Genomic DNA, 13,586 nt, shown 5'->3' with positions numbered 1-13,586 from the left:
CTTCGCTCGCGGCCTTTGCGCGCGCCTGCGCCAGCGAAACTTCGGCGTCGCGAAGGCGTGCCTGCGCCGCGAGATTGGCTTCGGCGAGCGCGGCCTTGCCGGCATCGTGTCCGGCTATGTCGTTCGCGAGCGATTTTGTCTCGGCATCGAGCGCGGTCAGCGCGGCATGGGCTTCGCGCGCAAGTTCGCCTTCGCGGTTGCGGTCGTCGGCGAGCCGCGCCTGCTGTTTCGCGAGATCTTCAAGTCGCTGGATCGCGGCGCGCTCTTCCCCCTGCAATCGCACCTGCGTTGCGGTCGCTTCGGCCAGCGCGTCGCGCTGTGCCTGTGCATCCATGCGCGCGGCGGCGACGCGCGTCGCGACTTCGGTCTGCGCCTTCGAAATGGTATCGAGCTCGTCCTGCGCGGTCTTCACCGCCACCTCGGCGGCGTCGGCGTCGCGGCGCGCCTGGTCGGCGGCCGCCGCGGCATCGCGCCACCGCGAATAGATCAGCCGCCCCTCCGCGATGCGGATATCGTCGGAAAGTTTCCTGTATTTCTCCGCTGCCCGTGCCTGCCGGCGAAGCGCGTTCGCGCGCACCTCCATGTCGGCGACGATTTCGGAGAGGCGGGTAAGGTTGGTTTCGGTCGCACGCAGCTTTTGCTCCGCATCCTTGCGGCGGACGTGCAGCCCGGCGATGCCCGCGGCTTCCTCGAGCATCGCGCGGCGGTCGGTGGGCTTGGCTGCGATGACGTTGGCGATCTTGCCTTGGCTGACGAGCGCCGGGCTGTGCGCGCCGGTCGCGGCGTCGGCGAAGATCAGCGCAACGTCCTTGGCGCGCACGTCGCGGCCGTTGGCGCGGTACGCCGAACCTGCGCCGCGCTCGATACGGCGAATGACTTCCAGATCGTCGCCGTCGGCAGCATCCGAAAGGCCGGCGACGAGCGCGCCCTCGGTGTCGCAGTGAAGCGCGACCTCCGCAAAATCGCGCGCCGGGCGCGACGAGGTGCCGGCGAAGATCACATCCTCCATCCCGCCGCCGCGCATCGACTTGGCGCTGGATTCGCCCATCACCCAGCGGATCGCCTCAAGCAGGTTCGACTTGCCGCAGCCGTTGGGGCCGACGACGCCGGTCAGCCCGGGTTCGATGCGCAATTCGGTGGGTTCGACGAAGGATTTGAAACCGGTGAGGCGCAGCCGCTTTATCTGCACGAAATCACCTCGTGCAGTCTAACGAATCGGAGCTGGTGCAACCTTGGTGTCACATATCCCCCTGACGGCCGTCATGCCGCGTGCCCGGGGGAGTCGCAAGGGGGTAGGCGCCGCCCACCCCCCCCCGAAGGAATGGGTCAGCGCGCGCCCATCGTGCGCAGCCGGTCGCGCAGGGGGCCCCAGGAGTTGGCGCCTTCAGCCACCTGACCATTGATGATGAAGGTCGGCGTGCCGGTGATCTGGTATTTCTCGACCCCGGCGTTGGTGCCCTTTTCGACCGCCTCGACATTTGTGACCTTGGCGAGGCACTGATTGATCGTCGCGGCGGGGACGCCGCGCTGCTGGTAGAACTGGTCGATGCCCCAGCCCTTCGCGAGCGCATTGAAGCGTTCGGCGGGCGGCAGCTTCATCGCGGCTTCGATCCCCGGTTGCGGCTTTTGCGCGCCCGCGATGAACGCCTCATGCTCGAGGAAGGTCGCGTCGGCGAGCGGGAAGAAGCGGTCGGGGCCGGTGCATTTGACGATCGCGCCGGCGATCGCGTCCACCGGGTGAAGCATGAACGGGGTCAGCTTGTACGATACGCGGCCGGTGTCGACGAAGTCGCGCTTCAGCTCCTCGTGCGAATCCTTGGCGAACTGCGCGCAGTGGCCGCAGGTGAACGCGCCATATTCCTCTAGTTTGATCGGCGCGTCGGGATTGCCCATCACGACGCCGTCGCCATCGACGCGCACGACCTGCGACCAGGTCTTGCCGGCGGGCGGCGCGACCTTGGCGATCGCTTCCTGTTCCTTGGCGGGATCGGTCTTGCTGTCGCTGCAAGCGGCGAGCGCGAGCGCGCCCATCGAGGTCAGGAGAACGGTACGCAGCAGGGTCATGGTCTTTCTTTCTCCACTAGGCGGGAATGCGGCGCTTTTACGAGGCCTTGAGCGCGAGGTCGAGTTTCGATTTGAGTGCTGGCCATGCGGTGACTTCGGCGTTGCGGCCGTTGATGAAGAAGGCGGGGGTGCCGGCGACCCGGTCGGCGTTGCGGCCGATGTTGGTCATGCCGGTGAGCTCGGCCTGCGCGACCTCGTTGTTCAGGCACGCCGTCTGCTGCGCCGCCGAATAGCCGCGCGCGGTCATCAGCGCGGTCAGGCCGGTGTCGGCGGCGATCTTGCGCGCGCGATCGGCTGTCGTGCCTTCGAACCAGCTCGCCTTCTGCTTGTCGGTGGCTTTGGTCACCTTGTCGAGCAGCGCGGGCTGCGCCGCGAAAATCGCCTGATGGTTGCCGGCAAATGCCCTGGAGCCGCCGCAGCGCGCGAGCAGCGCCGCGGTCATGTCGATCGGGTCGCGGACAAGGTTGCGATATTCGAAAAGCACCAGTCCCTTGTCGATATATTGCGCCTTGAGCGGCGCGGTACCCGCCTTCGCGAAATCGCCGCAGACGTGGCAGGTGTAGCTGAAATATTCGACCAGCTTCACCTTCGCCTGTGGATTGCCGATGCTGTAGGCGCCGATGCTGCTTTCGCTGACCGTTGCCGACCAGCGCGGCGCGGTGGCCTGCTGAGCGGGCGCCGCGCCGGTAAAGAGCAACAGCGCGGCAGAGCCAAGTGCGCCGAGCGCCAGGCGGCGATGGATGGGCTGGGTATGAAGCGCTGCGACCATCGACCTTCTTCCTCAACTGATCCGGGGGAGTTTGGCCGGCGCCGCGAGGCCCGCCGCCATGCGTTCGAGCACGGTCCTGAGCTCCGGGTCGCCGATGTCGCGCAGACTGTCCCCCAGTTCGGCGGGTACGGGCTTCAGCATTGCTGGCGGCTGAACGGGTGCGGCGGGCGTGACATGGCCATGTGTCATGCGAACGCCGGCGATTGCGGCATAGCCGAAAAAGCGGTTGACCGCGCCGATGATATCGGGCGCGACATGTTGCAGCATCGGTGCGTGCGCGCCGCTGATCGTCAGGTGCAGCGTCCCGCCCGCTTTCTGCCCGACGGGAAAGCGGATCATCGCGGGCTGGGTGACGTCGGCGAGCCGGTCGCCGACGATCTCGCGCCAGCGGCTCACGACCGACGACTGGATAAAGCCGAACTTGCGAAAGGCGGTACGGCCGATTTCGGGGACGAGGTCGGAAATTGCGCGTGCCTCGCCGCCGCGCGGGCGCTCATAGGCGCGCGCGGGCGCCTTGGCCGACTTCGCACCTTTCGCCCTCGCTTTTTTGGCGGGGCCATCCGCTCCCGTGTCTTTCGCCATAGACGGCGCCATGCCATAGGCGGGGGGTGAGCGTCCAGACTTCCCGACTTCACCGCGACATGGCTGGCGACTTCGCGGACCGGCTGCTCGGCTGGTACGACCGGTCGGCGCGGGTGCTGCCGTGGCGGATCGCGCCGAACAGCGGCGGCGTACCCGATCCCTATCGTATCTGGCTGGCCGAAGTCATGCTGCAGCAGACAACGGTGGCGGCAGTGGCAGGCTATTTCATGCGCTTCACGACGCGCTGGCCGACGGTCGCCGACCTCGCTGCCGCCGACGACGCCGACGTCATGGCGGCGTGGGCCGGGCTGGGCTATTATGCCCGCGCGCGCAACCTGCTCGCCTGCGCGCGCGCGGTGGTCCGCGATCATCGCGGGCGTTTTCCGGACAGCGAGACGGCGTTGCGCGAACTGCCGGGGATCGGCGATTATACCGCCGCATCGGTCGCGGCGATCGCTTTCGGCCGCGCGGCGGTGGTCGTGGACGCCAATATCGAACGCGTGATCGCCCGGCACCGTCTGATCGAGACGCCGCTTCCGATGGCGAAGCGCGAGATTCGGGCGGTGTTGGCGCCGCTCGTGCCCGAAGGGCGGCCGGGCGATTTCGCGCAGGCGCTGATGGATCTGGGCGCGACCATCTGCACACCGCGCGGCCCCGCCTGCGCGATCTGCCCGGTGATGAGCGATTGCCGCGCGCGCGGGCGGACGGATATCGAACGCCTTCCGGTCAAGCCGCCGAAAAGGGCGAAGCCGCATCGCTACGGCGTCGCGCACTGGATCGAACAGGGCGGGCGGGTCTGGCTCGTCCGGAGGCCCGACAAGGGCATGCTTGGCGGAATGCGCGCGCTGCCGGGGGGCGAATGGACCGATAGGCCCCGATCCGGGTCGGAGCCCTCCGAATCGGCAATCGTCAGCGTCGACCACGGCTTTACCCATTTCGATCTGACACTGGTGCTCGTGCGCCGCGAAGTTTCCCCCGAAGCTCCCGGTGCCGCAGCGGAAGGCGAATGGTGGCCCATCTCGGACCTTGACGCCGCCGGGCTGCCGACGCTCTATCGCAAATTGACGGACCGGATGCTGGAGAAATTGGTATGAACATGATGGTTTCGCGGCGGACGCTGCTGGGCGGATTGGCGCTGGGGAGTGCGGGAGCATTGCTGCCGCGCGCCGCGCTCGCCTGGAAGATCGACGGGGCGGCGCTGTATCCGGCGACCAGCGCTTTCATCAAAGGCTTCGTCGATCGCCGCGAACTTGCCGGCACGCTCGCCGCGATCGGCAAGGGGCAGGACGCACCGGTATTCTTCGGCGCGGGCGTGCAGTCGAACGATTCGCCGACGCCGGTCGGGCCCGACACGCTGTGGCGTCTCTATTCGATGACCAAGCCGGTCACCGGCATCGCCGCGATGTTGCTGATCGAAGACGGCAAGATGACGCTCGACCAGCCGATCGCCGACTTCCTGCCCGCGTTTGCGAACATGAAGGTGCAGAACACCCCCGACGGATCGATCACCGACGTGCGCCCCGCGAAAGGCCCGATCACGGTCCGGCAGATTCTGACCCACACGGCCGGGCTCGGCTATGGCATCATCCAGAAGGGCCCGCTGCGCGACGCCTATAACCGCGAAGGCCTGTTCGGCGGGCAGGTGAGCCGCCTGCCGATTCCGGGTCTTCCGACGACCGCACCCGCGCCAGGCCTGGCCGCGTTCGCCGACCGGCTGGCAACGCTCCCGCTCGTCTACGAACCCGGAACGCGCTGGAGCTATTCGGTCGGGCTCGACCTTGCGGGACGATTGATCGAAGTCGTTTCGGGGCAGGCGTTCGACGCCTTTCTCAAGGCGCGCATCTTCGACCCGCTCGGGATGACGAGCACCGGGTTTCGCGTGCCTGCGAGCGACGTCGCGCGGTTCACGACCAATTATGCACCGATGGGCGGCGCGCTGCTGCCGATCGATCCGGCGACCAGCTCGATCTATCTCGACCAGCCGCCGGTTGCGTATGGCGGCGGCGGACTGGTTTCCAGCGCGCGCGATTACGACCGCTTCCTCGCGATGTTGCTCGGCGAAGGCACGACGGGCGGGGTGCGCGTGATGAAACGCGAGACCGCGCAGCTCGCAATGTCGAACCTCATCGCCGACAGCGTCGAGCGCAAGGGGACCTTCATCGACGGGCAGGGTTTCGGCGCTGGCGGGCGCGTGTCGCTGGCGAACTCGCCGGGCGGCGAGGGAATCTTCGGCTGGGCAGGCGCCGCCGGCACGATCGGTTTCGTCCACCGCCGGCTTGGCTATCGCGCGGCGGGTTATACGCAGATCATGCCGTCCGACGCCGTGCCCTTCCAGTCGAAGTTCGGCGAGACCTTCTTCAAGGATGTGATGGCCTGATGCCGCTGCCGCTCGGTTTCACCGGTGCGCGGCTCGACCGCGCCGACCAGATGCGCACCAACGAGGCGGCCTTCGCCGCGGCCGTGCACGACCCGCGCGCGACCTGCCTCGCGCTCGACGGCATCGACTTCGTGCCGGGGGCCGGCGGCGGCCTCGTCTGGGAGCCGCTCGACCCCGCCGACGATCGCGCATTGCTGCTACTCGGCATCGACGATGCGGGGGCACCGCGTTTCGTACGCGAAGCTGCTCAGGGCGCACGCGTCGACGCGCGTTCGCGCACCGTAATGCGGTTGCTGCCCTTGCTGTCGACCGAAGAGGCGGCGCTCTACGGCGGTGCGCGCAGCCTGGTCGACTGGCATGCGCGGCATCGTTTCTGTGCGGTGTGCGGCGCGCCGACCGCCTTGTTTCGCGGCGGATGGGGGCGCAAGTGCGGCCAGTGCAATGCCGAGCATTTCCCGCGCGTCGACCCCGTCGTCATCATGCTCGCCGAATTTGAGGGGCGCGTGCTCGTCGGGCGGCAGGGCGGTTTTCCGCCCGGTTTCTTCTCGGCACTGGCGGGCTTCGTCGAGCCCGGCGAATCGCTGGAAGAGGCGGTTGCCCGCGAATTGTTCGAGGAGGCGGGAATTCACGTTTCCGACGTATCTTACATCGCGAGCCAGCCGTGGCCCTTCCCTTCGTCGCTGATGATCGGTTGCCGCGCGGTGGCGCAGGATTCTGCACTGACGCTCGACACGACCGAGATCGAGGCGGCGATGTGGGTCGACCGTGCCGGGGTACGCGCCGCGCTAGCGGGGGATATGGGCGCGCCGTTCATGGCGCCGCCGCCGCTGGCGATCGCACGTTACCTGCTGGAAGACTGGGTGGGGTAACTCCCGCCGCGTCGCGGCCCGGATTACAGCCGGCGACCGGTGATGCGGCTGATTTCCTTGGCTACCATCGACTCGACGAGCGGCGGCAGGTTGGTGTCGAGCCATTCCTTGAGCATCGGACGCAGCGCGTCGAGCACGACATCCTCCATCGTCCGGCCCGCGGGAGCAGGCGTCGCGGCTACGGCTGCCGCGGCAACCGGCGCCACGGCTGCGGTCAGCGCTTCGAGCGACTGGCGCGCAGCATCGGCGCTCGCTTCAGAGACAAGCTCTCCGTTCGCGGCTGTCGAATCGGGTGCGCTTTCTTCCTCATCGAGGTCGAGGATATCGTCAGCTTCGGTGAGGTGCGTATCGTTCGCCGAACCCGGCGCTTCGTCGCGAGCGATCACGCGCCGAATCGACGACAAGATATCTTCCATCGACGGTTCCCGCGACATGTCGCCCATCAATCAGCCCCCTCCGCCCCGCAAAATCGGGGCAATTAACCATCTTCTTACCGGTTCGGGGCGGGTTTTGCCAAGCTTTATTGTCGGGGCAGCGACGGCGGGCCCTCGGGAACGCTCGCGTTTGCCGCCGGGACCGCGCGCGTGTCGTTCGCCTGCTGCTGCGGCGCCGGATCGTCGGCCCAGTCCCAAATCTGGCCTTTCACGCGCCGGTAATTGACCTCCGGATCGTAAAGCGCGCCGCCTTCGATGCCCAGATCGCGCGCCTCGGCCTTGCCCATCGCGGCGAGCACCGAAAAGGCGGCGACGTAGCTGTTGCGCTGCGCCGACACGAGCTGGACCTGCGTGTTCAGATATTCCTGCTCGGCATTCAGGATGTCGAGGATCGACCGCGTTCCGACGCTGTTCTCGGCGCGCACACCCTCGAGCGAGAGGGCGTTGGCGCTGACCGCCTGCTGCGTCGCGGCGATGATCCGCTCGTTCGCCTGCCACGCGGCGTAGGCGCCACGCGTCTGCGCGATGACGCCGCGTTCGACCTCGACATAATTTTCGATCGCCTGGCTGGTGCGCGACTGCGCCTGGCGCACTTGCGCCGAGGGGCGCCCCCCCTGAAAGATCGGGATCGTCAGCGACAGCCCGGCCTGCGCGCTCTTCGTGACATTTTCCGACGTGGTGTTTTCCGGCGGTATCGAGTTCAGATTGTTGGTGTAGCCGCCGCTGGTCGTCGCCGACAATTTGGGCAGACGGCTCGCGCGCGCGACGCCGATGTCGGCGCGGCTGGCGCTGACGAGCTGGTTCGCCGCATCGATGTCGGGATTGTTGTTCAGCGCGATCGCGACGGCTTCCTCCGCCGTTACCGGCAGATTGGGCAGCGTCGGCGGCTGTTCCAGATCGACCGGCGCGTCGCCGACGAGGCGGATATAGGATTCGCGGCTGGCGATCAGGTTCGATTCGGCGGTGCGAAGATCGCCCTCGGCGAGCGCGAGCCGTGCCTCCGACTGCGCAACGTCGGTACGCGTCAGGTCACCGATTTCGAAACGGTCGCTCGTCGCCTGCAAATTGGTGCGGAGGACCGAGACGTTCTTCTGGTTGAGCTGGACGATCGCCTGGTCGCGGATGACGTCCATATAGGCGCCAACGGTCTGCGAAAAAATGCTCGCCTCCGTCGCGCGGAGGTCAGCCTGCCCGGCCTCGACGCGAAACTTGGCGGCCTTGATCGCGTTGCGCACCGCGCCCCCCTGATAGATGGGGACCGTCACTTGCCCGCCGACGTTCACGTTACGCTTGGGCGAGAAAAAGGCGTTGCCGGGAAGTACGAGGTTTTCCTGATAATCGACGCGTGCGCCGATATCGGGCAACGCTTGCGACTTCTGGATCGGGACATTTTCATCGTTCGCGCGCTGTCCGGCACGCGCCGCGGTCAGCGTCGGGTTGTTTTCATAGGCCTTGGCCAATGCGTCCTGCAATGTTTCAGCCTGCGCCGCGGCGGGCAGGGTCAGCGCGCCGAGCGCAAACCCGGCCAGCCAGCGCGAGCGACGGAGAGGCTGCTTCTTGTTGGTATCGAGCATCGTTATTTCAGCCTGAAACAAGAGGAGGATGTTTAGAAACTGAAGCCCGCGGGCACGGCGAAGCCGGGAAGGGGCGCGACGTCCATGTCGGCGAAGCTGCGCAGCGGAATGGTACCGCCGGCCTTGATCCCCTGGACGAGGCGCGCGACCGCGCCCTCGCGCCGCGCCGCAACCAGCCGTCCGCCCTCGGCGAGTTGGGCGGCGAGTGCATCGGGCAGCGTTTCGATCGCACCCTCGACGATGATGCGGTCGAACGGCGCGGCATCGGGCGCGCCGGCGGTCAGCGGGCCTTCGACCCAGTGGATATTGTCATGGGAGACGGCGGCGCGCGCTGCGGCCATCAATTCGCCCTGCTCCTCGACGGCATGGACTTCGGCGCCCAGCGCCGCGAGGAGCGCGGCAGTATAGCCCGTGGCGCTGCCGACAAGCAGCACGCGCATGCCCGGACGGATCGCCGCGGCGACAAGCATCCGGCCGGTCACCAGCGGCGCGTTGAGCGCGCGGCCGTGGTCCAGCGCGATCGCGCGGTCCATATAGGCGACGCTGGCAAGCGCGGGGGGCACATGCGCCTCGCGCGACACCGCGTTCATCGCGGCGATCACGGCCGGGTCGATGACGTCGTTCGTCCTCAGCTGACTGTCGATCATGGCGGAACGCATCTCCGCCGCGGTGATTTCGCTAAACTTTGTCGCCATCAGCCTTTTCCGATTCCCTGGGGCCTGAACCTTTGCGGGGCAGCTCTAGCCGAAGCAATGCTGTATTGCAATAGTAATACAGCCCCGCAGCCGCACCGCCGCCGCGCATAGCTGGCAACGGGGATGGCGCCAAGTCCGCATCGCGGCCTTGGAGCGGCGCGGGGGCGGCCCCGGGCCGGCCTCTGCCGCGCGGTTCCGGCGAATCCTTGACAAGGGGGCGAAAGCCCCTCACTAGCGGCGCCGTCCAACACCCGGCCGTTCCCTCAGGGATACGGCGTTCGGCATGAGGCCCGATGGCGGAGTGGTGACGCAGCGGACTGCAAATCCGCGCACGCCGGTTCGATTCCGGCTCGGGCCTCCACCGATTTTTCTATGAAAATCAGCCGATTAGGCTAGTTTTCACGTCGGAAACACGCGGCGAACGGTTCACTTCCGTGTCGTGGCTAGTCGTTCTTCTTGCCCTTTTCGATCTGCGCATAGAGCCTCTGCAATTCGGCCCGCGCGATCGCGGCATGTCGGCTATCCTCGATCCCAAGGGGCTGTCGAACGGGGGCCGCTCGGGTGCATCATCGTCACGAGGCACGAAACCGGAGTGGGCATCCGCTTTCATTCTCCAGTTCGGTTGCTTCGATGATCGTCGCCCGCCCGGAGGGCTTAGCCCCAAAATCATTTCCAATCCATCGACCTCGTCTCACCCGGCGGGGTTTTCATGATTCAATTCTTCTCGGTGGCGCGGGGCTCAATGAGCCAGAAGCCGGCCAAAATGGACACCCCAGCCATCACGAACAAAAACGGACCAATGACATTGCCCTCGATCGCGGTTTTGCCCGCGCGGTCCACGAAGGTGACGCCGCAACCCAGAACCGAAGATGAAGGCCATCAGGAACGGGCCGCCGCCATCTCGGAGGCGGAGCGCTCGTTGACCAACGAAGAAAACCGCGCCCGCGACGGTGAAAACCACCAGCATGCCCGGAATACCCGCTGTGCCGGTGCTATAGCCGAGCGCGATCCTTGATATGACCGCAACTACAAAAGCTATTGGCGCAAGCGTGCAGAATAAGGCAAAAACCAAGATCGGATAGAAACGGAAATTGCGGAAATTTGATTGCCGAGCTGCGGGCGACCACGACCGCACGATTTCCGATTTTTTTGGATTGCCGAACGCTGTCATTAACTATCCCCCACCTGTCAGAAGTTCCCCGGACCATCTGACAGCCGGGAGTTGCAAATCTCAAGTGGATTTTTGTAGAGCCAGTCGGTCAGGTGTGCAGGCTGAGTGATGGCACGCTCAAATTCTATTCGCCAGCGCCGGTGAAACACGAAGTATTTCATGCCCGGATCGCGCCGCTTCCAATCTTGATGCGTTCAGGCAACTTGCTGCTTGAAAAAAAAGATGAGTCCGACAGTTTCCCGAAGCGCCGGGCGCACGGAGGAAGCCGAAAACGGTGAGGAAATCTAACAGAGGCACCCAACTCGACCGACCCAAACCGACCGGCTGCGCTGCCTTCGTCCCGCTGGCGGGGCCTTTGCGTAATCAGCCTCAGAGTTCGTCCCGATACTTCCCGCGCCGCATGTCGCGCCGCCTGGCCCGCTCCTTGCGAAACCGGACGATAAGAAACATTGCTGCGCCGAATATAAGGGCGATCAGCGCGTAGGCTATGACAAGTCTGGTTTCGATGGCGGCCTCCTGCATGCTAATGTGAGACCCCGAGTTCATACGTCGACCGAGTGATTTGGTTCCGGAACCACAGCTGCCCTAGCGCGTTTCCAGGATATCCTTCGTGTACTGGCACCCCAAACTGACCCCGCTGGCTTTTATGGCCGGCGGGGTTCTTCAATTTCACTGCCAAGGCGGTATTCGCGACATTTTGATACAATGACGCGGCAATGCTTAACGCAAAAACACCCCATTCATTTGGCTCGGTTCGCCGACGATAATAACTATTCGTCGCTAACAAGAGCGGCGCTTTGATGAAAGTAAGGACCTGAAAAATGGGTGTTATAGGCCAAAGTGCGCCTTGGCGAAGGGGCCGGGCGGTCATCCTGACGAGGCAACGGCGGGTTATGTGGCGCAGCGCCTGATCGTGAAACTGCGCACCGTGCACCGGGAAGAAATTCGCTAGCTCCAGCTCTTGCTCGCCGGACATCTCACGCGTTTGACGTGAGCAGGGGCGCCGGCCGATACCCGGCCTCGGCAGGCGTCCAGCGAGCGTCCGTTCCTCAGTGCCGCCCGAGCTCGTCTCGGCCGACCACCATATAATGCACCTCGTCGGGGCCGTCGGCGAAGCGCAAGTGGCGCACGTCGGCATAAAGGTCGGCGAGCGGGGTCCATTGCGAGACGCCGGTCGCGCCGTGAATCTGGATCGCCTCGTCGATGATCCGGCAGGTGCGTTCGGGCACCATCGCCTTGGCCATGCTGACCCAGACGCGCGCTTCGCGATTGCCGAGCAGGTCCATCGCCTTCGCCGCCTTGAGCACGATCAGGCGCATCGCCTCGATCTCGATCCGCGCGCGCGCGATCACCTCGAGATTCTTGCCGAGCTGCGACAATTGGCGGCCGAACGCGGTGCGCGAATTGCCGCGCTTGACCATCAGCTCGAGCGCGCGTTCGGCCTTGCCGATCGTGCGCATGCAATGATGGATGCGGCCCGGCCCGAGGCGCATCTGTGAAATCTCGAACCCGCGGCCCTCGCCGAGCAACATATTGTCCTTCGGAACGCGGACATTGTCGAAGCGCATGTGCATATGCCCCTGCGGCGCGTGGTCGTCACCAAAGACATGCATCGGGCCCAGCACCTGCACCCCCGGCGTGTCCATCGGCACGAGAATCTGCGAATGCTGTGCCTTGCGCGCGGCTTCGGGGCTGGTCTTCACCATGCAGATCAGGATCTTGCATCGCGGATCGCCGGCGCCGCTGATGAAATATTTCTCGCCGTCGATGACCCACTCGTCGCCTTCGAGCCGTGCGCTCGTTTCGAGGTTGCTCGCGTCCGACGATGCGACGTCGGGTTCGGTCATCACATAGGCCGAGCGGATTTCGCCGTTCAGGAGCGGTTTCAGCCAGCGCTCCTTCTGCTCGGGCGTGCCGACCATTTCGAGCACTTCCATGTTGCCCGTGTCGGGCGCCGAGCAATTGAGCGATTCCGACGCAAGCGGCGACTTGCCGAGTTCGGCGGCGATATAGGCATAGTCAAGATTGCTGAGCGGCGTTCCCGTGTCGCCATGCGGCAGGAAGAAATTCCAGAGACCCGCGGCCTTCGCCTTGTTCTTGGCACCTTCGAGCAGTTCGAGCTGGCCGGGCGCCCAGCTCCAGCGATTGGCGCGGCCTTCGCCGAGCCGGAAGAATTCCTCGGTTATCGGATCGACATTTTCGGCGATGTGCCGCTTCACCGCATCGAAGAGCGGCTGCGCCTCTTTCGACATTCTGAGGTCGTTGAGTTCGGCTTCGAGTTCGATCGGCGACATGGCAAATCCTCCGTTGGGGTTCGCCAGAAGCCTAGTTGTGCTCGGTCATCATGAAAAATGATAGGTAAGAATAAATGCTATTCATAAATCGAATGGCGAGATTCTGCTCGTCAGCTCGTCGACAATGATCGCGCGCAACCAGGCGAGCCCCGGATCGGCCTGGGCGGCCTGATGCCAATAGAGATAGCTGCCACCGGGTTCGACGGCGAGCGGCAGGTCGACGAGTTGCATCGGCCACATCGCGTTGAGCACTTCGGCGTGCGAGCGCGGCAGCGAAAAGAGCATGTCGGATGCGGTGACGATCTGCCAGGCGGTGATCGCATGCTGGCACCGCAGGGCGACGCGACGCGTCAGCCCCATGCGGTCGAGCGCCATATCCTCGACCCCCGGACCATAGGGGCGCGCTGTCGCGATGATGTGATCGAGCGCAAGATAGGCATCGAGATCGATCGAACCATCGACGCGCGGATGCCCCTTGCGCGCCGCGACGACGATCGGTTCGGTCCCGAGGTGATGGCGGCAAAGCCGGTCGTCGGCGGGCAGCGCGACGTCAAGCGCGAGGTCGAGGTCACCGTTCGCGAGCGCCATCACGAGGTCGCGGCGGCGAAAGGTCACGCTTGCCAGTCTGACATGCGGCGCTTCGTCCCGCACGCGCAGGGCGAGCGAGGAGAAGCGCGGCATCTCGCCCGACAGGCGCACGCCGATGCGGAATTCGCGCGTCGCCTCGGCGGGGTCGAACGAGGCCGCGGCATCGAGC

General features: G+C 65.6%; 13 protein-coding genes and 1 tRNA gene. 4 read left to right on the top strand and 10 right to left on the bottom strand.

Annotation, left to right across the window (positions count from 1 at the left end; translation table 11 throughout):
* The 4 genes from VN047_RS11065 to VN047_RS11050 all read right to left on the bottom strand — a co-directional run.
* Positions 1-1,189, bottom strand: a 1,189-nt coding sequence (locus VN047_RS11065) for an AAA family ATPase (RefSeq protein WP_325542620.1), incomplete at its 3' end; no start/stop codon positions are given.
* A gap of 137 nt (positions 1,190-1,326) precedes the next feature.
* Positions 1,327-2,064, bottom strand: a complete 738-nt coding sequence (locus VN047_RS11060) for a thioredoxin domain-containing protein (protein WP_325542618.1) — start codon at positions 2,062-2,064, stop codon at positions 1,327-1,329.
* A gap of 37 nt (positions 2,065-2,101) precedes the next feature.
* The gene (locus VN047_RS11055; RefSeq protein WP_325542616.1) at positions 2,102-2,833 is read right to left on the bottom strand and encodes a DsbA family protein; all 732 of its coding nucleotides are present in this window, start codon (positions 2,831-2,833) and stop codon (positions 2,102-2,104) included.
* A gap of 12 nt (positions 2,834-2,845) precedes the next feature.
* Positions 2,846-3,415, bottom strand: a complete 570-nt coding sequence (locus tag VN047_RS11050; RefSeq protein WP_325542614.1) for a DUF721 domain-containing protein — start codon at positions 3,413-3,415, stop codon at positions 2,846-2,848.
* 59 nt (positions 3,416-3,474) lie between these two features.
* Between VN047_RS11050 and VN047_RS11045 the strand changes: the two genes are divergently transcribed.
* From VN047_RS11045 to nudC, 3 genes are read left to right on the top strand one after another with little or no spacing between them, the layout of a single operon-like run.
* Positions 3,475-4,509, top strand: coding sequence for an A/G-specific adenine glycosylase (locus VN047_RS11045; protein ID WP_325542622.1), 1,035 nt, complete (start codon positions 3,475-3,477; stop codon positions 4,507-4,509).
* Positions 4,506-5,792: a serine hydrolase domain-containing protein gene (locus tag VN047_RS11040; protein WP_325542612.1), complete on the top strand. Its 1,287-nt coding sequence runs from the start codon at positions 4,506-4,508 to the stop codon at positions 5,790-5,792. The genes VN047_RS11045 and VN047_RS11040 overlap by 4 nt, the downstream gene beginning before the upstream one ends.
* On the top strand, positions 5,792-6,661 hold the full coding sequence (nudC, locus tag VN047_RS11035; protein WP_325542610.1) for an NAD(+) diphosphatase: 870 nt from the start codon (positions 5,792-5,794) through the stop codon (positions 6,659-6,661). The genes VN047_RS11040 and nudC overlap by 1 nt, the downstream gene beginning before the upstream one ends.
* A 23-nt stretch (positions 6,662-6,684) precedes the next feature.
* On the opposite strand, the gene VN047_RS11030 is transcribed toward nudC, so the two are convergent.
* From VN047_RS11030 to VN047_RS11020, 3 genes are all read right to left on the bottom strand, one after another.
* Entirely contained in the window at positions 6,685-7,077 is a 393-nt protein-coding gene (locus tag VN047_RS11030) for a DUF2497 domain-containing protein (protein WP_325542608.1), read from the bottom strand.
* Positions 7,078-7,181: 104 nt separating this feature from the next.
* Positions 7,182-8,669, bottom strand: a complete 1,488-nt coding sequence (locus VN047_RS11025; RefSeq protein WP_325542606.1) for a TolC family outer membrane protein — start codon at positions 8,667-8,669, stop codon at positions 7,182-7,184.
* Between the two features lie 32 nt (positions 8,670-8,701).
* The gene (locus VN047_RS11020; RefSeq protein ID WP_325542604.1) at positions 8,702-9,364 is read right to left on the bottom strand and encodes a protein-L-isoaspartate O-methyltransferase; all 663 of its coding nucleotides are present in this window, start codon (positions 9,362-9,364) and stop codon (positions 8,702-8,704) included.
* Positions 9,365-9,651: 287 nt separating this feature from the next.
* Between VN047_RS11020 and VN047_RS11015 the strand changes: the two genes are divergently transcribed.
* Positions 9,652-9,725 (top strand) — tRNA-Cys (locus VN047_RS11015).
* A gap of 378 nt (positions 9,726-10,103) precedes the next feature.
* Here the strand turns inward: VN047_RS11015 and VN047_RS11010 are convergent.
* The 3 genes from VN047_RS11010 to VN047_RS11000 all read right to left on the bottom strand — a co-directional run.
* A complete protein-coding gene (locus VN047_RS11010; RefSeq protein WP_325542602.1) occupies positions 10,104-10,535 on the bottom strand; it encodes a hypothetical protein in 432 nt (143 codons plus the stop codon).
* A gap of 1,049 nt (positions 10,536-11,584) precedes the next feature.
* The gene (locus VN047_RS11005) at positions 11,585-12,829 is read right to left on the bottom strand and encodes an acyl-CoA dehydrogenase family protein (protein WP_325542600.1); all 1,245 of its coding nucleotides are present in this window, start codon (positions 12,827-12,829) and stop codon (positions 11,585-11,587) included.
* 81 nt (positions 12,830-12,910) lie between these two features.
* The coding region (locus VN047_RS11000; RefSeq protein ID WP_325542598.1) for a LysR substrate-binding domain-containing protein at positions 12,911-13,586 on the bottom strand (676 nt) is incomplete at its 5' end.

It is taken from the genome of Sphingopyxis sp. (genome assembly GCF_035565275.1).
Taxonomy (GTDB): Bacteria; Pseudomonadota; Alphaproteobacteria; order Sphingomonadales; family Sphingomonadaceae; genus Sphingopyxis.
This window is presented reverse-complemented; position numbering and strand designations above follow the sequence as displayed.